The sequence below is a fragment of the Oleiagrimonas sp. C23AA genome (assembly GCF_011759385.1).
Classification (GTDB): Bacteria; Pseudomonadota; Gammaproteobacteria; order Xanthomonadales; family Rhodanobacteraceae; genus Oleiagrimonas.
Map to the genome: position 1 here is coordinate 188,143 of NZ_JAARLY010000005.1, position 19,655 is coordinate 207,797.

Annotated in this window: 16 protein-coding genes; 4 read left to right on the forward strand and 12 right to left on the reverse strand. The window is 63.7% G+C overall.

Features of this window, described 5'->3' with window-relative positions; all coding sequences use genetic code 11:
* Nucleotides 1-121: 121 nt before the first annotated feature.
* From HBF24_RS10360 to HBF24_RS10375, 4 genes are all read right to left on the reverse strand, one after another.
* Nucleotides 122-1,531 carry a serine hydrolase domain-containing protein gene (locus tag HBF24_RS10360; protein WP_167172581.1) on the reverse strand — a complete coding sequence of 470 codons (1,410 nt, stop codon included), beginning with the start codon at nucleotides 1,529-1,531 and terminating at the stop codon, nucleotides 122-124.
* A 260-nt stretch (nucleotides 1,532-1,791) separates the two neighbouring features.
* Nucleotides 1,792-2,688 carry an oxidoreductase gene (locus HBF24_RS10365; protein WP_206064278.1) on the reverse strand — a complete coding sequence of 299 codons (897 nt, stop codon included), beginning with the start codon at nucleotides 2,686-2,688 and terminating at the stop codon, nucleotides 1,792-1,794.
* A 215-nt stretch (nucleotides 2,689-2,903) separates the two neighbouring features.
* On the reverse strand, nucleotides 2,904-3,791 hold the full coding sequence (locus HBF24_RS10370) for an NAD(P)/FAD-dependent oxidoreductase (protein WP_167172583.1): 888 nt from the start codon (nucleotides 3,789-3,791) through the stop codon (nucleotides 2,904-2,906).
* A complete protein-coding gene (locus HBF24_RS10375) occupies nucleotides 3,781-4,233 on the reverse strand; it encodes an Rrf2 family transcriptional regulator (RefSeq protein WP_167172585.1) in 453 nt (150 codons plus the stop codon). The genes HBF24_RS10370 and HBF24_RS10375 overlap by 11 nt, the downstream gene beginning before the upstream one ends.
* A gap of 23 nt (nucleotides 4,234-4,256) precedes the next feature.
* Here HBF24_RS10375 and HBF24_RS10380 point away from each other — a divergent pair, with 23 nt between their 5' ends.
* The 3 genes from HBF24_RS10380 (at nucleotide 4,257) to HBF24_RS10390 (ending at nucleotide 8,269) form a co-directional block, all read left to right on the forward strand.
* Nucleotides 4,257-4,958 carry a class I SAM-dependent methyltransferase gene (locus HBF24_RS10380; protein WP_240922440.1) on the forward strand — a complete coding sequence of 234 codons (702 nt, stop codon included), beginning with the start codon at nucleotides 4,257-4,259 and terminating at the stop codon, nucleotides 4,956-4,958.
* 479 nt (nucleotides 4,959-5,437) lie between these two features.
* Nucleotides 5,438-5,635 (forward strand): hypothetical protein, encoded by a 198-nt coding sequence (locus HBF24_RS10385; RefSeq protein WP_167172587.1) that lies wholly within the window; start codon nucleotides 5,438-5,440, stop codon nucleotides 5,633-5,635.
* Nucleotides 5,636-5,638: 3 nt separating this feature from the next.
* Nucleotides 5,639-8,269, forward strand: a complete 2,631-nt coding sequence (locus HBF24_RS10390) for a TonB-dependent receptor (protein ID WP_167172589.1) — start codon at nucleotides 5,639-5,641, stop codon at nucleotides 8,267-8,269.
* Between the two features lie 133 nt (nucleotides 8,270-8,402).
* On the opposite strand, the gene HBF24_RS10395 is transcribed toward HBF24_RS10390, so the two are convergent.
* Nucleotides 8,403-9,317, reverse strand: coding sequence for a CHAD domain-containing protein (locus tag HBF24_RS10395; protein WP_167172591.1), 915 nt, complete (start codon nucleotides 9,315-9,317; stop codon nucleotides 8,403-8,405).
* Nucleotides 9,318-9,643: 326 nt separating this feature from the next.
* On the opposite strand from HBF24_RS10395, the gene mgtA reads away from it, so the two are divergent.
* Nucleotides 9,644-12,193 carry a magnesium-translocating P-type ATPase gene (gene mgtA, locus HBF24_RS10400; protein ID WP_167172592.1) on the forward strand — a complete coding sequence of 850 codons (2,550 nt, stop codon included), beginning with the start codon at nucleotides 9,644-9,646 and terminating at the stop codon, nucleotides 12,191-12,193.
* Nucleotides 12,194-12,320: 127 nt separating this feature from the next.
* Here mgtA and HBF24_RS10405 read toward each other — a convergent pair whose 3' ends face one another.
* The 7 genes from HBF24_RS10405 to HBF24_RS10435 all read right to left on the reverse strand — a co-directional run bounded on the left by HBF24_RS10405 (nucleotide 12,321) and on the right by HBF24_RS10435 (nucleotide 19,537).
* Nucleotides 12,321-12,620 carry a hypothetical protein gene (locus tag HBF24_RS10405; RefSeq protein WP_167172594.1) on the reverse strand — a complete coding sequence of 100 codons (300 nt, stop codon included), beginning with the start codon at nucleotides 12,618-12,620 and terminating at the stop codon, nucleotides 12,321-12,323.
* Nucleotides 12,621-12,681: 61 nt separating this feature from the next.
* Nucleotides 12,682-13,092: an SPW repeat protein gene (locus HBF24_RS10410; RefSeq protein ID WP_167172596.1), complete on the reverse strand. Its 411-nt coding sequence runs from the start codon at nucleotides 13,090-13,092 to the stop codon at nucleotides 12,682-12,684.
* 191 nt (nucleotides 13,093-13,283) lie between these two features.
* On the reverse strand, nucleotides 13,284-14,504 hold the full coding sequence (locus HBF24_RS10415) for an ABC transporter permease (RefSeq protein ID WP_167172598.1): 1,221 nt from the start codon (nucleotides 14,502-14,504) through the stop codon (nucleotides 13,284-13,286).
* Nucleotides 14,501-15,223 (reverse strand): ABC transporter ATP-binding protein, encoded by a 723-nt coding sequence (locus tag HBF24_RS10420; RefSeq protein ID WP_167172600.1) that lies wholly within the window; start codon nucleotides 15,221-15,223, stop codon nucleotides 14,501-14,503. The genes HBF24_RS10415 and HBF24_RS10420 overlap by 4 nt, the downstream gene beginning before the upstream one ends.
* The gene (locus HBF24_RS10425) at nucleotides 15,223-16,386 is read right to left on the reverse strand and encodes an efflux RND transporter periplasmic adaptor subunit (RefSeq protein ID WP_167172602.1); all 1,164 of its coding nucleotides are present in this window, start codon (nucleotides 16,384-16,386) and stop codon (nucleotides 15,223-15,225) included. Before HBF24_RS10425 ends, HBF24_RS10420 begins: the two co-directional genes overlap by 1 nt.
* A 133-nt stretch (nucleotides 16,387-16,519) precedes the next feature.
* The gene (gene glgP / locus HBF24_RS10430) at nucleotides 16,520-19,042 is read right to left on the reverse strand and encodes an alpha-glucan family phosphorylase (protein WP_167172604.1); all 2,523 of its coding nucleotides are present in this window, start codon (nucleotides 19,040-19,042) and stop codon (nucleotides 16,520-16,522) included.
* 198 nt (nucleotides 19,043-19,240) lie between these two features.
* Nucleotides 19,241-19,537: a DUF883 family protein gene (locus HBF24_RS10435; RefSeq protein ID WP_167172606.1), complete on the reverse strand. Its 297-nt coding sequence runs from the start codon at nucleotides 19,535-19,537 to the stop codon at nucleotides 19,241-19,243.
* Nucleotides 19,538-19,655 lie beyond the last annotated feature (118 nt).

A 19,655-nucleotide genomic window follows, 5' to 3' on the forward strand; every position in this document is an offset into this window, starting at 1 on the left:
CATGCAGCGCGCACCTACTCAAGTAACGTGCGCCATGGCTTCGGGCGCGCGTGCGCCGAATCGAACAGAAGTGACCGCAGACACTTGCCAGCGCCCCTCACGAAGCGGCGCTAGGCCAGCTTCATCCCTGCAGGAGAGCGGTGATTTTTCCATCCCGGTCCAGGGCGATACCGAACTTGAGCAGGCTGCCTGGGCCAAAGCGGATGACGTAGTCGTGGAAGGTCATGCCCGCCTGCATGTGCTCGCCCTTGTAGATGAAGGCCGTGGGCTGCCCGTAGCCTTTGAATTCTCCCGCCAGCCGTTTGGCCAGGCCCATCTTCATTTTCTTGCCGAGCCTGGCCGCAAGCAGGGGCGAGTTCGTGTCGCCGGCCTGCATGTGCGGGAAAAAGGCCTTGAGCTTGCGGGTGATCGCTGCGTTTTCACCTTTGGCCGGCCGCATCGCAGCGGCGGCAATCGTCGGGTCCAAATCCTCGAAGATCGCCGTAGTGATGGTTTCGCCAGGCTCCGGATTGTCCACAAAGTTGGTGAAGGCGATCACCAGCAGGGCCTGCCGGGGGAAGTACTCGCTGGCGGTGGTGAAGCCCAGCGAGCCACCCGTGTGGCCGATACGTGGCTGACCGTCGAGCTTGCCAACGAACAGACCCAGGCCATAGCCGGCATCGCCCTGCCCGACACGTACCGAGCGGCTCATCAAGGCGTAGTCGGCGGGTGTGACGATGCGGCCGCCACGCAGGGCGACGTTCCATTTCTCCAGATCGCCAACGGTCGACACCAGGAAGCCGGCCGCCCAGCCGACCGAATCGGCGATGGTCGGCGCCGGAACGATGCGCCCGTCCTTGCGCTGGTAGCCAATGGCCATGTTTGGCAGTGTGCCCTCGTCGGCCACGGTATAGGTGTGCGTCATGCCAGCGCGATCGAGCAGGTGCGTTTGCACGTAATGGCGATAGGACTCATGCGATACCACCTCGATGACGCGCCCCGCCATCGCGTAACCGGTGTTGGTATAGGACCAGTGGCTGCCCGGGGCAAAGTCCAGCGGCTTGCCGGCGACATAGGACATCAACGTATCGAAGCTGGCGCGTTTGCCGATGGCCCCGGCCTTGTCGATCGCATCCAGATAATCGGGCAGACCGCTGGTGTGGGAAAGCAGTTGTCTCAGCGTGACTTCGCTGGCGTGCGGCGCATTCGGCAGGTAGTCCGACAGCTTGTCGTCCAGATGCAGCTTGCCGGCCTCCTGCAATTGCAGCACGGCCGCAGCGGTGAACTGCTTGGTGATCGATCCGATCTCGTAATAGCTGTCCACGGTAGCCGGCCGCTGTTTCCGGCGGTCACGCAGGCCATAGGCATGCCGATACAGCACCTGTCCGTGCTGGGCGATCTCGATCACCGCGCTGGGCGTACCGGTGCGCTGCATGATGGCACGCACACCCGCATCGATCCGCGTCACCTGCCGATGGCTCAAAGACACAGGCACCGCCATTGCCACCAGCGGAACGCAACCCAGGGAAAACACCGTCAATCGTCGCAGCATGGCGTGGCGCTCGGCACATGTGGAAACAGCCATCATAGACGCGCGGCGAGACTAAACCCATGCCCATGTGCCAGCCGCATGCTCTTTGCCGATCGCCATTCCCCATCATGTGCGCCGCGACATTCTCAGTCGAGGCCATGGGCGAGACGAAACCCCGGTCAGGCGTGGCCGGAGGCAAGGACTTCGGCGCGTCGGGCGGGATCGTTATCCGCCAGTAGTAACGCCTTGTCGCGCGCCAGGCCGTTCACCACGCTTACCGGTCAGCCCGGGCCGTCACTGGCCGCTGCAAGTAGCGGCACCAGAACATCGCTGATCGGGGTCGCCATGCCGTGAGCGCGGCCCCGGCGCGAGACGACACCGTTGCGAATATCCCATTCCAGGGGTCGGCCGGCCTCCCGGTCGGCGAGGATGGAAGTGCCCAAATCGGCGGGAGCCGCCTGGAACGTGTCGAGGATCTCCTGCGGTACCTCGTCGCCCAGCTGTGCGCCCTCCGCGCGAGCCACGGCCAGGCATTCGCGCAAATAGGCCAGTGCCAGCGCGGCAATGTCGGCGCGGCTGAACATGCCCGCGCGCCGATGCGTGAGCGCCATGAGCCCGGCGACCGCATTCTGCAGCAGCTTGCGCCAAGCCAGGGAAGGAAAATTTTCGGTCACCTCCACGGCACATCGCGTGCCTTGCAGCGCCGCCTCGACCACGTGGGAAGCGGGCATGTCCGGCAGGCTCAGACGCACCTCGCCACGCAGGCGTACCGGGCCATCGGGCTGTGCCTGCGCAGGAAACCAGACCACGGCAGGAATGACCTGGCCGCGTGGCGCGTGCGGGATCACCCTATCCATCTGTTCAACCCCATTCTGCAGCACACACACGACGGATTCCGGGCCGACCAGAACCGCCAGCCAATCGGCCGCCGCCTCGATTTGTGTCGCCTTGACTGCCAACAAAATGAGACCGGCTGGGCGAGTGATCTGTGCGGGATCGGTCAGCACCGGTCCCGGCACGCGGATGAGGCGGTCGCCATCGCGCAGCGTCAAATGATCTCGAGATGTGCGGCCACACAGCAGCGGTGTGCGGCCAGCCTCGTGCAGCGCCGCTGCCACCGTGGTGCCAATGGCGCCGGGGCCGACGACGGCGATGTCAGTATCCATGTTGGCGTTCACGACGAAGGACTCCTTTTGGCGGGCACGGTAGCGCTCATACGGTGGCCGTAGATTGACATGATGTATGGCGGTCCCATCCGCCCTGACATCAAGACGCTCAAACGTACCTGAATGTCTTCCGGGTCACTACTCAGCAACACCTGCAAACGTTACCTTTGGAACCCTGCCGACGACCTTGCGCCCTGTGGTCGTCGATCGGTCCCAACCTCATGCATTTACGCATCAGGCCAGACCAGAGAACGGTGAATCTGCGCGCCCGCCCAGGCACCATCGGCAACGGCCAGTGACACCGAATGCGGTGCTCGCGCCGCGTCGCCGCAAGCGAAAACTCCCGGCACGCTGGTTTCCTTGGTATCACCGGTCCATATCTGCTTACCCAACGGCATCTCGGCGATGTCGCATCCAAGCTGTGCCGCAAGGAGCGAGGCAGGCTCGTTGTACGGCGCGGTGAATAAACCGGCAAAGTCCATGCTCGTGCCATCGGCGAGGATCACCTGGGCGTTGGCGTCGATGCGTACGATCAGGCCTGGCTCGATCGACACACCGCGCTGGATCAGGTCATCCCTGGTGGCCCGATCGAGCTCAAGGGCACCGTTGGGGAAAAACGTCGTGTCTCCCCATTCGGGAAGCAGCTGCGCCTGGTGGACGGACATCGGGCCGGTAGCGATCACACCGATACGTCCGCGATGGAGCTCGTAGCCATGGCAGTACGGACAGTGGAAGATACTTCTGCCCCAGCGCTCGGCCAGGCCCGGAATAGTCGGCAACTGGTCGGTGACGCCCACCGCCAGCAGCACGCGCCTGGCCGAGTGCGTGACGCCTTCACAGACCACGTTGAACGCGTCACGGCTCCCGGCTACCTGCTCGACAGTGCCGTCCACCCAGGTGAGCGTGGGATAAGCGGCAAGCTGCTTGCGGGCGGTGCGGGCCAGCTCGGCGGGATCGGTGCCGTCCTGACCGAGAAATCCATGGGAGTGGCTGGCGCGGTGATTGCGACGCCTGCCCGCATCAATCACCAGCACGCGACGGCGCGCCCTCAACAGTTGCAGAGCCGCAGCCATTCCCGCATAGCTGCCACCCACCACAGCCACGTCATACGTCATGTTGCAGCTCCTGGCGATGCATCTGGTGGCGACGCGCGAAGTCAGCGGCCAGCGCGGCCAGCGTGACGGACTCGAAGCGCTGCAACAAAAGCGTTTCGGCTTCGGCAAAAGCGTTGTCCAGCACCGCATTGATGGCCTGCTCAACCAGACAGTCCGGGTGCTCGCTGCGATGGCCTACCGCGAACAGTGCCGGCTCACCCAGTGCCTCGTGCAGCTGGCGCAGGGTGACCTGGCTCAGATCCGCCGAAATGCGCCAGCCACCGGCGTGACCGCGCTCGGCTTTGACCAGTCCGGCCTCGCGAAGCAGGCCCATGGTGCGTCTTACGGCGACCGGGTGCGTGTGCAGGCAGAGAGCCAGCGTCTCGGAGGTCATGGGTGCGTCACGCTCGGCCATGTGCAGCAGGGCATGAAGTACGGCAGATAGTCGGCTGTCTCGTTTCATGTAACAAACGATGTTACATTTAGATGATCATGTCAATCGGCTGGTTGAAGATGTCTTTTGATGATCCTGAAGCGGTCGCACGCTACACCGACAACCTGGCGCGACAGGTGCCCGGTCTGCAGGCGCTGCACCAGATGGCGGGCCAACTGCTGGACGAGCATGTGCCGCCCGAGGGCCGCGTGCTGGTGCTGGGTGCAGGCGGCGGCATGGAGCTGCGGGCGTTTGCCCGGGCTTATCCCGGATGGCGCTTACTGGGCATTGATCCGTCCATCCACATGCTGGAGCTGGCGTCGCGAACACTCGGCCCGTTGGGATCACGCGTCGAACTGGTGCAGGGTTACATCGACTCGGCGCCAGAGCATGCATGCGATGGCGCCGCCTGCCTGCTGACGCTGCATTTTCTTTCCTGCGACGAGCGCCTTCATACGCTGCGGGAACTGAGGCGGCGCCTCAGACCCGGCGCGCCACTGGTGGTCGCCCATCACAGCGTCCCGGAGTCCCCCTCGGAAAAAAGGCTCTGGTTACGCCGGTACAGCCGCTACATCACGTCCAATGGGGTGCCAGTGGGAAACGCCACCCAATCGATCGAGGCAATGGCCAAGCGCCTGCCGCTGTTGTCCCCAGAGGCCGAAGTGCGCTTGCTGAAGCAGGCGGGGTTCAATAGCCCAAGCCTGTTTTATGCGGGCCTGACGTTCAAAGGCTGGGTGGCCTACGCGCATTCCTGATGTTCTCTCGAGGCCAGGTCCGCCACGCCAGAGGTGCGCGGCAGCTCGCGCCGCCATGTGACAGGGCAATATTTGTTGATCCCGATCAATATTTTTGCTCGGAGCCGGTGATGTGATTTTTCCGCAATTTGCTTCCTGACGGGTCATTACGGACATCGATGGTGTCTGCATGGGCGACACGCGAAGGGCGCGGAAAGCATCATTGATCGATGGCTGCACCCTGCCCCTGCATCACACCATGCAAGACCAAGGTGCGAACAAAATGATGGTCGACGGCTCGTGACAGGAAGCGGTTTTAGAAGATAAACGGCAACAAAAGGCCAGCCCAGGCGATGGCGCGAAGGAGCGAGCCCGCTCTAGTCAATGCGCGCCATCAAGGTGCGCGAAGAACGAGCCGGCCCACTCAGGCTTCACCGCCAGAGAGGGCGAAGTTGAACGCTTGGTTCACACGATATGGCGCTGCTTAACGGAGGCGGCATATGAAACGCACACTTCTCTCCGCTTTGATCGGGCTGGCGTTGGCATCGGCCGGCGCCAATACGCGGGCCCAGGTGACCACCCAGTCCAATCCATCTTCGCAGTCGTCGCAGTCACAACAGGGCAACGAGCCGCAGCAACTGCAAACGATCACCGTGACCGGATCGGCGATACCGCGCATCGATGTCGAGACGCCCTAACCCGTGACGGTGATCAGCGCCGAGAAAATTCAGGACAGTGGCCTGACCACGGTCTCGGACGTGGTACGCGCCATTTCCGCGGACAATAGTGGCTCGATCCCGACCTCGTTCACCGCCGGCTTTGCCGGCGGCGCCGCTGGTGTCGCGCTGCGCGGCCTGACGGTCAACTCGACCCTGGTGCTGATCGATGGCCAGCGCGTGGCCAATTATGCGCTGGCCGATGACGGCGAGCGCTCATTTGTCGACCTCAATTCCATACCGGTCACGGCCATTGAGCGTATCGAGGTGCTCAAGGACGGCGCATCCTCACTGTATGGCGCGGACGCCATCGCCGGTGTGGTCAACATCATCCTGCGCCGGTCCTACCAGGGCGCACAGGCCAACGCTGAAATCGGCACGGCGCAGCATGGTGGCGGCCTGCGTCGTCGCGCCACCGTGATGGGTGGCACGGGCGATCTGGACAAGGATGGCCACAATATCTATTTCAGCGCGGAATTCGAAGGTGACAATGCCATCAGGTCATCGCAACGAGGCTTTCCCTACAACACCTCGGATCTGACACGCATAGGTGGCAACAACCTGGACATCGGCGATCCCTCGAACCGCTCCGGATCGACCTTCGGCACGGTCACGCCAGCCACGCTGGCGACCCCAGGCGACCTGCTGTCCGGCCAGGCGATCGAAGGTGCGCTCTATCAACCGCTGCGTCCTTGCGGCAAGAACAGCAAGCCTGTGACCACGGCGGCGGGAAGCTACTGCGAGCAGGACCCCGCCGCGCTTTGGGGGCAGATCCAGCCCAAGAGCCATCGCGCCGGCATCTATGGCCGCTTCACGCAGAAGCTGGGCGATAGCTCGCAGATTTATGTCGATGCGCTGTACTACGAGGACAAGGTGACCTCCACGGCGCCGCCGCCCCAGATTCAGGCCAATACGCCGGTCAACACCAACAGCATCGCCCTGCCACCCACCCTGGCCGACGGCTCGCTCAACCCCAACAATCCGTTCGCCGCGCAGGGACAGTACGCGCTGATCAACTATGCCTTTGGTGACATCGCCGGCGGCGCGCAGACGGCCAACCACAATCTGCGCATCACCAGCGGCGTGACTTCGCAATGGGATGACTGGCACCTGCAAGGTCACGTGGTGCTCAATCACACGTGGCTGGATGTTCGCAATTACGGCTTTCTCAACTACGACCAGTTGATCAAGGCAGTCAATCAGGGCACCTACAATTTCATTGACCCCTCGAAGAATTCCGGCGCCTTGCTGCAGACACTGGCACCGGTGCTGGACAAGCGCTCGACCACCGACCTGGACTCGCTGGATGTGCAGGGCACGCGCGAGTTGATGGACCTGCCCGGCGGCGAACTTGGCCTGGCCCTGGGTGCGCAATGGCGTTATGAAGCACAGCGCGATCCGTCGCTCAATCCCGGCTCCGCTGCTCAGGGACTGGGCAACGCCAAGACCATCGGCCGGCGGAACGTGAGCAGTCTCTACGCCGAGCTGGATGCCCCGGTACTTTCCACGCTTGAGGTCGATCTTTCCGGCCGATATGACCACTACTCCGATTTCGGCAACAACTTTTCCCCCAAGGTGGGCTTCAAGTGGCAGCCGATCGACAAGGTGGCCATCCGCGGCACTTACTCCAAGGGCTTCCGGGCGCCCAGCTTCTCGGAGAACGGGTCCAGTTCGGCGGAAGGGTTCGTCACCTACACGCCACCGGCATCCTTCGTCGCCCAGCATGGCGGCCCCACCAACGGTTACGTCAAGCCTTACGGTCTGGCCGAGTTCACCACCGCCAATCCCAATATCAAGCCGGAGAAATCGCGCAGCTATACGCTGGGCGTGCTGGTGCAGCCGACCGATTCGATCAGCGCCTCGGTCGATTACTACGACATCAAAAAGACCGGTGTCATCGCCCAGCAAAGTCCGGACACCGCGCTGGCGGCCTACTACGCCGGGCAGCCGATTCCGGCCGGATACACCATCGTGCTGGACAGCCCGGACCCGGCCTACCCCAACGCCCCGGCACGACCGCTGATCGTGGAGGCGCCGTACATCAACCAGAACTCGCTGCGGACCAAGGGCATCGATGTCGATGTGCAGGGCACGTTTGCGCTGGCCGAGGACGTGAAGCTGACCAGTGAGATAAGCGCCACGAAGATCCTGTCCTGGACCGAAACACTGGCCGATGGCACGGTGCAGCGCTTCGTCGGCACGCATGGTCCCTATGCGCTGTCGTCCGGGGCAGGTACACCGCGCTACAGGGCTTCGTGGAGCAATCGCGTGAAGTTTGGCCCGGCCACCATCACCGGCACGCTGTATTACACCAGCGGGCTGTACAACTCGATTCCGGACTACCTGCCGGCCAATGTGTGCTACTCCACCGGCAATCAGGGTCAGAACATTCCCTCCAACTGCCGTCTCGCCTCGTTTACCGATTTCGACCTGACCGGCAGCTACCGGCTCACCGAACACATTGAGCTGACCGCCTCGGTGCTGAATCTCTTCGACCGCAAGGCTCCGCTGGATACGATCGACTACGCCACCGCCAGCAACTACAACCCGACCTGGAACCAGCCCGGCGCCATTGGTCGGTTCTACACACTGGGGGTACGGGTCAAATTCCAGTAGTGACAGGTGGAACCTGGGTGACCGCGACGGCATTCGATGGCGGCTGATGCCAATCGATTGGGCGCTGGTGCACATGTCGCGCCCGCGCTTGGGGATGAATGGGCATCGCCAAGCGGGCTAGGCTCGCCACGACTTACGGGCCTGGGACTTTCCCGCCGCCCCAGGCCTCGTAGCGTCGTCCCCAGCGGTCGACCAACGCGCCCGGCTTGTCGGCAAACAGCCGCTGTCCTTGACGGATGGCCGAAGCGGTAAGGTGTGCCTGGTTCTGCCGGATCAGCCCGATCATCACCTCCACGCTGCGAATGTCGCCGTAGTGCTCCGGGGCGTGGGTCAGCACGTCCAGGAACACGGCCAGATCGTGATAATCGCCAAGCTCCTCGCTTAAGGCACGCGCCGCGCAGGCATAGGCTTTCATCGGGCCGGGCCACACGGGCTGCAGCAGGCGGGCATGACACCAGTGATATTTGCAGCGCTTGCGCCACTCGTGCATGTCGCCGGCCGAGACCTGCTGGCATGCGCGGCGCATCGCCTGTCGGCCGCGCGCATAGGTCTTGCCAAGGCCATCAGCCAGGGCATCGAACCCATCATCGGCCAGTTGCCAGTGGTCGATGCGCCGCTGCGCCTGCTGCAGTTCGGCGCGACATCGCGCCAGCGCGTCCTGCAGGGTGCAGCGGGCCTGCAACGACTGCCGGTCGAGCGTGAGCTGGCGGCGGATGCTTGCCAACGCACGCCGATCGATCTGCGCCTCGAAGCGAGCGGTAACGGCGTCGTAGGCTGCAATCAGCACCGTGGCATCGCGCCAGGGAGACAAATGGCGCGCGATGTCGCGAAACGCTGCATTTTCCCTCTGATAGCCGGCGAACGCGGGGCGCACCAGACGCAGCAATCCACGCACCTTCTTGCAGCGTCTGCGAAGGTCATGCACCGCCTCGGCGGCATCGGTCGCCTGCCTGTCGATGCCCTCTATGGCACGTGCCACCTGTTGCCGCGCGACTCGCCGTAGCGCCGCCGTCATCGATGCATCGTTGCGCTTGAGGCGGTAGGCCATGACATCCTCCCGATGGATGAACTCAACTCACTACGGATGGCCCAGTCAGACAATAGGGGCGCGTTTGGCGTGCATGCACGGTTCGGTGCGGCTTGCCGACACCCTTCGACCGGGCTGCCGGACCCCTAACGCTGTACTCAGGCGGTGCCGCCTGTTTCCAGCCTTCGCAGCACCCGACATTTATCGCGCCAGGTTCCCGCGTCGCCTTGATCGGCATCAAGCAATCCCCGTCGCCAAGGCTGCATGTTGCCAGCAGCCATCGCCGGCGACACCACAACCGCCAATGGCGTGGTCGAGAGGTATCACCTGACGTCGGGAGCGGGCACATGCGTGGGGATAATCGCTATTGGGCGCGCTCGGCCAGCGACGTGCTTGCCTCGCTGGACTCGCGCATGGAGGGATTGTCGAGTGGGGAAGTCGCCGAGCGGCTGAGGCGTGTGGGGCCCAACACCCTCGCCGGGGCTGCCACCCTGCCCTGGTTGCGCCTGTTGGTCAGCCGGTTCACCAGTCCACTGGTGCTGATCCTGATTGTCGCCGCCGTGGTCTCGCTGCTGGTGCGCGACTGGGTGGGTGCCTGGATCGTACTGGCGATCATCCTGTTGACTGCCGTACTGAGCTTTTTCCAGGAATACCGGGCGTCGATGGCGGTGGAGGCATTGCGTCGCCGTGTCTCGGTCACGGTGCAGGTGATACGCGACGGCGTACAGGTGGCGGTTGCGGCCGAGCAAGTGGTTCCGGGCGACATTATCGAGCTGTCTGCCGGCGCACTGGTACCGGCCGATGCGCGCGTGCTGGAGGCGCGCGACTGCTTCGTCAATCAGGCCGTTTTGACTGGCGAATCGCTACCGGTGGAGAAGCGCCCCGGCCGATGCACGGCCGACGCGGGTCTGGCCATGCGGGACAACTGTGTCTTCATGGGGACCTCCGTGCGCAGCGGCTGGGCGCGAGTGGTAGCCGTGCAGACCGGAGCGTCCAGCGTGTTCGGCGCGATTGCCAGTCGCCTGCAGCAACATGTGCCGGAAACAGAGTTCGAGCGTGGGCTGCGTCGCTTCGGCGCGTTCCTGATACGCCTCATGCTGTTCGTGGTGGTCGTGGTGCTGAGCACCAACATCGCCCTGCACCGCCCGGCCCTGGATACGCTGCTGTTTGCCGCGGCGCTGGCGGTGGGCATGTCGCCGGAACTGCTGCCGGTGATTCTTACCGTGACGCTGTCACACGGGGCGCGAGCCATGGCGCGCGAAGGCGTCATCGTCAAACGCCTGAGCGCCATCGAGAACCTGGGCAGCATGGATGTGCTGTGCACCGACAAGACCGGCACACTCACCCGCGGCGTCATCCAATTGAACTCGGCGGTAGACCCGCAAGGCGTGCCCGACCAGAGGGTGCGGCAACTTGCCGTGCTGAACGCACGGCTGCAGACGGGCATTCGCAATGCCCTGGATGATGCGCTGACAAACCTGCCCGACGAGGGCAAGGCGCGCGCTGACAGCACGCGAAAAATCGACGAAATCCCCTACGACTTCCAGCGGCGGCGGCTGAGTGTTCTTGTCCCGGGCCAGACGGCCGATACCGCGTGCATGATCACCAAGGGCGCGGTGGAAAACGTGCTGGCCGTGTGCTCGCACGTGCAGATGGCTGCTGACATACAGCGACTGGATGATGCGCTTCGGGCGACGTTGATGCAGCGCTTTGTCGACTGGAGCGCCCAGGGCTTTCGCGTGCTGGCACTGGCCAAACGGACCCTGGCCGGCAAACCCCGCTATACCCGCGACGACGAGCAGGCCATGACGCTGGCCGGCTTTCTGCTGTTTTTCGACCCGCCCGAGCCGCAGGTGGCGGCCACACTCGGTGGGCTGGATCAGCTGGGCGTGGCGGTGAAGATCATCACTGGCGACAACCGCTTTGTCGCCTCGCACGTGGCCCAGAACATTGGCATGCAGGTTCGCGGCATGCTGACCGGCGGCGTGTTGCGCCAACTTTCCGACGAGGCGCTGTGGCACCGGGTGCAGACCACCACGCTGTTTGCCGAGATCGAGCCCAACCAGAAAGAACGCATCATCAATGCCCTGCAAAAGGCCGGACATGTGGTGGGCTATCTTGGCGACGGCATCAATGATGCTCCCGCGCTGAAGGCGGCCGATGTCGGCATATCGGTGGACACTGCCGTTGATGTGGCCAAGGACGCCGCCGACCTGGTGCTGCTTCGCCACGGGCTGGAAGTGATCCGCCGCGGCATTGACGAGGGTCGGCACACCTTCGCCAACACCATCAAGTACATCCTGATCAACACCAGCGCGACGTTCGGCAACATGATAAGCATGGCACTGGCCTCGATGTACCTGCCGTTTCTGCCGCTGCTGGCCTCACAGATACTGCTCAACAACCTGCTGTCGGATATTCCCGCAATGGGCATCGCCGGTGATCGGGTGGATACCGAATGGGAACGGCGGCCACACCGCTGGGACATCCGTCTGATCCGGCGTTTCATGGTGACCTTCGGATTGGTCAGCAGTGTGTTCGACTTGCTGACCTTCGCCGCGCTGATGACCCTGGCGGCCGGCGAAACGCGAATATTCCGCACCGGCTGGTTTACCGAGTCACTGTTGACCGAATTATGCATCCTGCTGGTAATACGCACCGCACAACCGTTCTATCGCAGTCGTCCCGGTACTTTCCTGCTGTGGAGCACGGTCGGCGTGATGGTGGTGACGCTGGTGCTGCCTTTCTTGCCCGGCGCGGGCCTGTTCGGCTTCGTGCCGTTACCACGCGAAGTATTGATGGCCATCGTGGCGATCACCGCGCTTTACGTCGTCACCTCGGAAGCCACCAAGCGGATTTTCTATAGACATCTAGCCGGCCATATCATCGGCGACTGACAAAACGATCCGGCGGCATACTGGCCAATAATTGAGCCGCCGGTTTGCCACCAGGCGGCTCTGGATGAAGCTGACAAAGTGTGGGCCATTCACTATGAATGACTGTGAGGCTCCATCATTTCGGGACCTACTTTTTCATCTTTTCCTGCTTCGCCGTATCCCTGCGAATGTCTTTTCTGGCCGCGTTCAGATGCCAGAGGCAACGCCGCTCATGCTTCTTGTCTGCACTGGCACGGGCTTGCGCGATGGCCTTTTCCGCCTGCGTCTTCAACTTGGCATCCTTGATGGCCGATACACTGGATTGGACATCGGCAATCTGCTGCGCACAGGTTTTCTTCTGTGCCGACTGAGCCGTCGCCAGCGGACCGGATACAAAGACATAGGCGGCACCCATGGCGATGATCAAGGGAAGATAGCTGCGTCTCATGGTTTCGTCTCCGCTGAAATACCTGCAAGTTCTCGGTACCTGGATTTACTTTCCGAGTGCCCTAGCGGGCCTGAGTGGTTGACCCCGGCCTGGGACGTTGCGGCTTTAGCTCGCCATGCCTTTCGGCAGAGCCTGCCTGGATAAGTGCCCACCCGGCGAAGAGCACCACCAGTCCCCCGGCAATGACCGCGTTCCACGCAAATTCGGTCAGCGCGCTGAATCCCAACACCCAGGGCGACGCCACCAGCCATGCACCGAACAGAATGTTCAACCACTGCAGTGTGGCGAAATAGGCGCTCAGGCTCATCGAACAGGTAATGATGAGTGCGATACCTACCACCCACATGTTCCAGGCGGTGACGCCTGCGATGTCGGCCGGTAGCGCGTTAATCAGTTGCTGAAAGATCCAGGGCGTAGCCACCAGCCACAGCCCCAAAACGAAATTGACACCATCCTGCCAACGCTTTTCCATGACACCCTCCCATTGCCTATGTGGCTCCCTACGACGATGTCATGAAAGCATTGCCCTGGTGGTGGCAATTTTGTTCTACATCAATGTTTTGCATGGGTGGCGAAAGGCACTTTCCCGGGCATTTCGGGCTCATCGCAACGCTGTTTATGGCGGCACTCAAACAGCCATCCATTTATCCACGCCGAGACAGCTTACTCGTGGCGCAATGCCTCAACCGGCTGCATGGTCGCCGCCCGGCGCGCGGGGTAGTACCCGAAGAACATGCCCACCGTCGAAGCCAGGCCAAAGGCCAGCAGCACTGAGCTCAGGGTGATGACCACCACACTGCGGGCCAGGTAGTGAACAGCCACCGCGCCGCCAATGCCGCACAGGGCGCCCACGAAACACCCGATCAGGGACAGCAGCACCGCCTCCAGCAGAAACTGCCGCAGGATGTCGCGGCGTCGTGCGCCAATGGCCATGCGAATGCCTATCTCGCGAGTGCGCTCGGTGACCGACACCAGCATGATGTTCATGATGCCGATGCCGCCGACCAGCAGGGACACCGACGCGATGGCGCCCAGCATGAATGACATCACGCGCGTGGTTTGCGCCGCCGCGCTGGCCATGGCCGTCAGATTTCGGATATCGAAATCGTTGTCGGCGCGGCTGGGCAGATGATGACGCTGACGCAACAGTGCGGTCATCTCGCTTTGCGCCTGTGGCATCAGCGCGGCCGAGCGCGCCTGCACCATGATCAGACGCACCGTGCCGGGAAATTGCGAGCCGAACAGCTTGCGCTGCGCGGTGGTGACTGGAATCAGGATGGTGTCGTCCTGGTCCTGGCCGTTGAGACTTTGCCCTTTGCTGGCCAGCACGCCGACCACCACGAACGGGCTTTGCTTGATGCGAATGGTCTTGCCGACCGGATCCTGATCACCGAACAGGTTGGCGACCACCGTCGTTCCCAGCAACGCAACCTTGGCCGCGGCACGCACGTCGGACGCGCTGAAAGCGGCGCCCCGGGCCACTGGCCAATCGCGCACCACCAGGGCGTCGGGGGTAGTGCCGGCAATCATCGTGCTCCAGTTGCTGGCGCCGTAGACCACCTGTGCCGTACCCGGTTGCAACGGCGCCACCGCAGCCACTGCCGGCAGCGTGGCGATGGCCTCGGCATCACCAGTGGTCAGTGTCGGCGCGGCGCCCATACCCATGCGCAGGCCGCCGGTGGTGGCTGACCCGGACAGCACGATAAACAGGTTGCTGCCCATCGACTGGATGGAAGCATTGACCGACTGCTGCGCCCCCTGTCCGATGGCCACCATCAGGATAACGGCGGCCACGCCTATGACCATGCCCAGCATGGTCAGCACGCTGCGCATGCGATTGGCATGCATGGAATCCCACGCCTCGCCCAGCAACGGCGTGATCATGGCGACACCCGAGCGGCGGTCGCCTCGCCCAACAGATGGTCCGCGGCGATGCGTCCATCCACCAGCAGCACATGGCGGTGCGTGAAATCGGCGATGTCCTGCTCGTGCGTGACCAGTACCAGTGTGATGCCATCGGCCGCGTTGAGGCCCATGAACAGCGTCATGATCTCGTGGCTGGTCTGCGTATCCAGGTTGCCGGTCGGCTCGTCGGCCAGGATCAGCCGTGGCCCGCTGACCAGGGCCCGGGCAATGGCCACGCGCTGCTGCTGGCCGCCGGACACACGTGACGGAAGATAGGCTTCGAAACCGCCCAGTCCAACCCGTTGCAGCGACTCCTGCGCACGGCGTCGGCGCTCACGCTCGGGCACACTGGCGTACAGCAATGGCAGCGCCACGTTGTCCAGCAGGCTGATGCGTGGCAGCAGATTGAAGCCCTGGAACACGAAGCCAATCACACGGTTGCGCAAGTGGGCGCGCTGATCGTGATCGAGCCCGGCCACATCCTGTCCGTCCAGGAGGTAGCGCCCACTGCTGGCCACATCCAGGCAGCCAAGAATATTCATCAACGTGGATTTGCCTGAACCTGATGGCCCCATGATGGCCACTGATTCACCCGTGCCCACGGCAAGATCGATATCGCGAAGTACCGACACTGGCCCGGCTGCGGTCTCGTAACGCTTGCACACCGCGTCCAGCACGATCAGCGACGAGGTCGGCATCAGAAGGCCCTCAGGCGAATACCGCCAGACGTGGAGGTCTCCTGCCCGCGTATCACCTCGCCCACCACCACGGGCTCACCGGCACGTATATCCCCGGCCTTGATCTGGACAAACTTGCCGTCGCTGACCCCGGGGGTCACGCGTCGTGCCTGCAAACCTTGCGCTGTTTGCACGTAGACGACGCTTGTGCCGGGTGCCGAGGGCGTGGTTGCCGGTGATGACGCCGCGCGCGGATGAAAGCGCAACGCCGCCGAGGGCACCGCCAGTACCTGATGCCGTTGCGCCACGATCACGTTGACGTAGGCGGTCATGCCCGGCATCAGGGTGCCATCGGTATTGCGCACCCCCACCACCACGTCATAGGTGACCACGTTCTGCTCGGTGGTCGGGTTCAGCCGCACCTGCCGAACCGAGGCCTGATACTGGCGATCGGGGAAGGCATCGACGGTAAAGGTTACCGGTTGGCCGGCGTGTATCTGCCCGATATCGGCTTCGGCGAAGCTGGAGTCGATCTGCATGTCGGTCAGATCCTTGGCGATCTGGAACAGCGTGGGCGTCTGGAAGCTCGCCGCCACCGTCTGCCCCACATCCACGGCGCGGTTGATTACCACGCCGGAGATCGGCGAACGGATGGTGGCGTAGCGAAGATTGGTGCGGCTCTGGTCAAGCGCGGCCTGCGCCAGCGCCACCTGCGCGTGGGCCGCGTCCACCGCCTCCACCAGCTGGTCGTAGTCCTGGTGGGAAATGTAGCCTTGGCGAAACAGCGGCTGCCCGCGATCGCGCGTGGACTGCGCCAGTTTCAGCGCCGCTTTCGCCACGGCCAGGCTGGCCTGGTTCTGACGCACCGCCGCGCCCAGCAGACGCGGATCAAGCTCCAGCAGTACCTGCCCCTCGCGCACTTGGTCGTTGAAGTCGGCATGCAGTGTCTGCACCGTGCCCGACACCTGCGTGCCGACACTGACCAGCGTGACCGGGTTCAGCGTGCCATTGGCGGAAATGGTCTGGGTGATGTCGGTGACCCTTGCCGGCTGCGTGATGTAGGCCGGCCCGCGACGCGAGCCGATGCCAAGCCACGCCACGACGAGTGCGGCCAGCACCAGTACGAGCAAGGCCAGCGCGACGAGGCGCCAGCGGTGGGAGCGCGTGGGCGGATGTTCTGGCATGTCGGCACGATATCGGTCTGCATGGGCAGCCCAGGGTCATCACGCTATGGACATGCCCTGGCGCCGCCCTTGATCTGCATCAAGCAGGGCCTCATCGCTCCCGTCTGCCCACGCGCACCATGGCATCGCACCGTCACGCCGGCCAGGCGATCAGGGCTGACTCGGCCGGGAGGAATGCATCCGGATGCCACGCCCGCACCCGGGCGGTGAAGTGCTCGGCCGGACGGGTGGCCGGTACCCGCGCCGAATAAACGTGCCCCTCCACCGCACCCGGCATGGCGCGGCCCGGAGTCATGGTCACGCACTCGGCGGGAAGGTCGCCCTGGGCCTGCGCGCACAGCTCGACACGCACGTGGCCCGGTTCGATCTCGCCCAGATAGACCGGCACGCTGACAAGCCAGTCATCCTGCTCGCGGATGACATCGAGCGCGCCAAAATGCAGCTCATGCCACTGCGCGGCCAAGGTCGTATGCCAGGCGCACAGCCGCCGGCCCAGCTCTACGCCACCGTCCACCCGCTGCTGCAGCGCCTGCGCCGCCGGTCTGTAGAAGTGCTCGACATATTCGAGCAGCATGCGATTGCTGGAATAGGCTGGCGCCAGTCGCGCCATGCTGGCGCGCATCAGCGCTATCCAGCGCCGCGGCAGGCCCTTGGCATCGCGATCATAAAAGGCCGGCACGATGTCCTGCTCCAGCAGGCGGTAGAGCCGCTCGGCATCATGCGCGTCATGCTCGGCGTCATCGGCATAATCGGTGTCGCTATCGTCACCGATGGCCCAGCCCAGTTCGGGCCGATAGGCCTCGGCCCACCATCCATCCAGCTCCGACACGTTCAGTCCGCCGTTGACCAGCACCTTCATGCCGCTGGTACCGCAGGCCTCCCAGGGCCGTCGCGGAGTGTTGATCCAGAGATCGACGCCCTGCACCATCTGCTGCGCCAGGGCCATGTCGTAGTCCTCCAGAAACACCACGCGTGCATGCACCTGCGCGCGGTGCGCGAAACTCAGCCAGGCGTGCACCAGCTGCTTGCCCTTTTCATCATCTGGATGCGCCTTGCCGGCGACGATCAGCTGCACCGGCCGGGTGGCATCGGTAATCAATCGCAGCAGACGCTCGGCGTCGTGCAGCATCAGGTTGGGTCGTTTGTATTCGGCAAAGCGGCGCGCCAGGCCCAGGGTGAGGATGTTCGGATCGAGCACCTGCGCGCAAGCAGCCACGCGCGACGCCGATTCGCCGCGTTGACCAAGCTGCCAGGCCAACCTTTCGCGCGCACGCATCACCAGATCCCGGCGCTGATCGCAGGCCAGCTGCCAAAGTGTTTCGTCGTCGGTGGCGGCGAAATCGCTCTCGAGGGTGGATATCGGGCCCAGCCAGCGCTGCTTGCCGCAGGCATGCGTCCACACCCGGTCGGACCACACCGAATCCCAGGACGGCACGTGCACGCCGTTGGTCACATGCCGGATCGGTACTTCCTGTAGCGGCCAGCGTGGGTAAAGGTCGGCAAACAGATGCCGGCTTACCTCGCCATGCAGCCGGCTTACACCATTACATTGCGCGCAGCCGCGCAGGGCCAGATACGTGGTGCTGAACGGCTCGCTGTCATCGAGTCGATCGCGACGGCCCAGCCCGAGCAGATCACGAGGCGGGATATCGAATTCGGTCAGGTAATCGCTGGCGTATTTGCTGATCAGCGCGGGCGCAAACGCTTCCATGCCGGCCGGCACCGGCGTATGGGTGGTGAACACGTTGCCGGCGCGTGTCGTCCACCAGGCTTCCCAGAACGAGACGCCGTGATCACGCATGAACTGGCGCGCACGCTCCAGCACCAGCAGCGCGGCATGGCCCTCGTTGAGGTGACACACGTTCACCGGAATATGGAGCTCGCGCAGCGTCACCCAGCCGCCAATGCCCAGCACCACCGCCTGCAACAGGCGCATCTCCTGGTTGCCGTCGTACAGCTTGGCGGTAATGCCGCGATCACTGGCACCGTTGCGCACATCGTTGCTGTCCAGCAAGAACAGCCGAACGCGGCCGACAATGGCTTGCCACACGCGCAGGTAGAGCGGCCGTCCAGGCAAGACCACCTTGATCTCAAGCCAGGCGCCATCTTCGCCGATCACCGGCTGGATCGGCAGACTGGTGGGGTCGTTGTAAGGGTAGGCCTCGCGCTGGTGCCCATCGGCATCGATGACCTGGCGGAAATAGCCTTCCTGATACAGCAGGCCGACGCCCACCATCGGCACGCCCAGATCGCTGGCGGTTTTCAGGTAGTCGCCTGCCAGTACGCCCAGGCCGCCGGCATACAGCGGAAACGACTCGCTGAGTCCGAACTCCATGCTGAAGAACGCCACCGTACCGGGCAATGGCGCCTGCGATGACTGCGCATGCCAGCCCGGCTCCTGATGATAGCGTCGGGCGTCGTCCAGCGCCCGCTCCAGTTCGCTGGCAAAGCCATCATCCAGGCACAGCGCATCAAGACGTTCCTGCGGCACGTTCTGCAGGATCACCCAGGGGTTTTCGGTGCGCGCCCAGAGCTCGGGATCGATGCGTTTCCACAGCGCATCCAGGGCGTGATTCCAGGTCCAGCGCAAATCCAGCGCCAAGCCGGTGAGCGCGCTCAGTCGCTCAGGCAGGGCTCGCGGAACAAAGGCATACATGGAGGGGCCTCAGGCATCGCGCCGTGGCACCGGTCGGTGCCGGCCGACCAATACTGGCGCAGGGCATGGGCGGCGTACCAGCATCGGTGGTACACGGCATCGACCACCCCGACCGGTTTGCGGCGATCCAGTAGGCGCGCCGCAACTTGGCCGAAACGACACGCCATGACCGATGCATCAGCGTCCGCGCCAAAGCGATCAGTGATGAGAGCGCGCGGTGATCAGGCCGAACAGGAATGCCGCCGTGGCCGCCGTTCCGATCATCACCCAGGGCTGCTCGTGTACGTAATGCTGGAAGCGCGTGTTGGCCTCGCGAGCACGACCGGCGGCCTTCTGTTCCAGGCGATTGAGGCGCTCGCGCACGGTGTGCAGGCGCTGACGGAATTCCTCACCGCGCTCACCGGCGCCGGTGGCCACATCCTGCATCAGGTGCTCCACATCGCCTGCAATGATGCGCAGGTCGTCTTTCAGAAGTTCGCTGTCGACTCGGCTCATGACCTTCTCCTGACGGTTGAGGCCCGTCCTCGGTGAGCGGGCAGGAGCGACGTTAGCTCGCGCCGCGTGGCATGCCTTGATCGACATCAAGGCTTGATGCCGACCGCCCTCCCCTTCT

Bases quoted from the DNA above. Each gene is read 5' to 3' on its own strand.
- HBF24_RS10360 (WP_167172581.1), bottom strand. From the start codon at position 1,531: ATGCTGCGACGATTGACGGTGTTTTCCCTGGGTTGCGTTCCGCTGGTG.
- HBF24_RS10370 (WP_167172583.1), bottom strand. From the start codon at position 3,791: ATGACGTATGACGTGGCTGTGGTGGGTGGCAGCTATGCGGGAATGGCT.
- HBF24_RS10375 (WP_167172585.1), bottom strand. From the start codon at position 4,233: ATGAAACGAGACAGCCGACTATCTGCCGTACTTCATGCCCTGCTGCAC.
- HBF24_RS10380 (WP_240922440.1), top strand. From the start codon at position 4,257: ATGATCATGTCAATCGGCTGGTTGAAGATGTCTTTTGATGATCCTGAA.
- HBF24_RS10385 (WP_167172587.1), top strand. From the start codon at position 5,438: ATGAAACGCACACTTCTCTCCGCTTTGATCGGGCTGGCGTTGGCATCG.
- HBF24_RS10395 (WP_167172591.1), bottom strand. From the start codon at position 9,317: ATGGCCTACCGCCTCAAGCGCAACGATGCATCGATGACGGCGGCGCTA.
- mgtA (WP_167172592.1), top strand. From the start codon at position 9,644: ATGCGTGGGGATAATCGCTATTGGGCGCGCTCGGCCAGCGACGTGCTT.
- HBF24_RS10405 (WP_167172594.1), bottom strand. From the start codon at position 12,620: ATGAGACGCAGCTATCTTCCCTTGATCATCGCCATGGGTGCCGCCTAT.
- HBF24_RS10410 (WP_167172596.1), bottom strand. From the start codon at position 13,092: ATGGAAAAGCGTTGGCAGGATGGTGTCAATTTCGTTTTGGGGCTGTGG.
- HBF24_RS10415 (WP_167172598.1), bottom strand. From the start codon at position 14,504: ATGATCACGCCGTTGCTGGGCGAGGCGTGGGATTCCATGCATGCCAAT.
- HBF24_RS10420 (WP_167172600.1), bottom strand. From the start codon at position 15,223: ATGCCGACCTCGTCGCTGATCGTGCTGGACGCGGTGTGCAAGCGTTAC.
- HBF24_RS10425 (WP_167172602.1), bottom strand. From the start codon at position 16,386: ATGCCAGAACATCCGCCCACGCGCTCCCACCGCTGGCGCCTCGTCGCG.
- glgP (WP_167172604.1), bottom strand. From the start codon at position 19,042: ATGTATGCCTTTGTTCCGCGAGCCCTGCCTGAGCGACTGAGCGCGCTC.
- HBF24_RS10435 (WP_167172606.1), bottom strand. From the start codon at position 19,537: ATGAGCCGAGTCGACAGCGAACTTCTGAAAGACGACCTGCGCATCATT.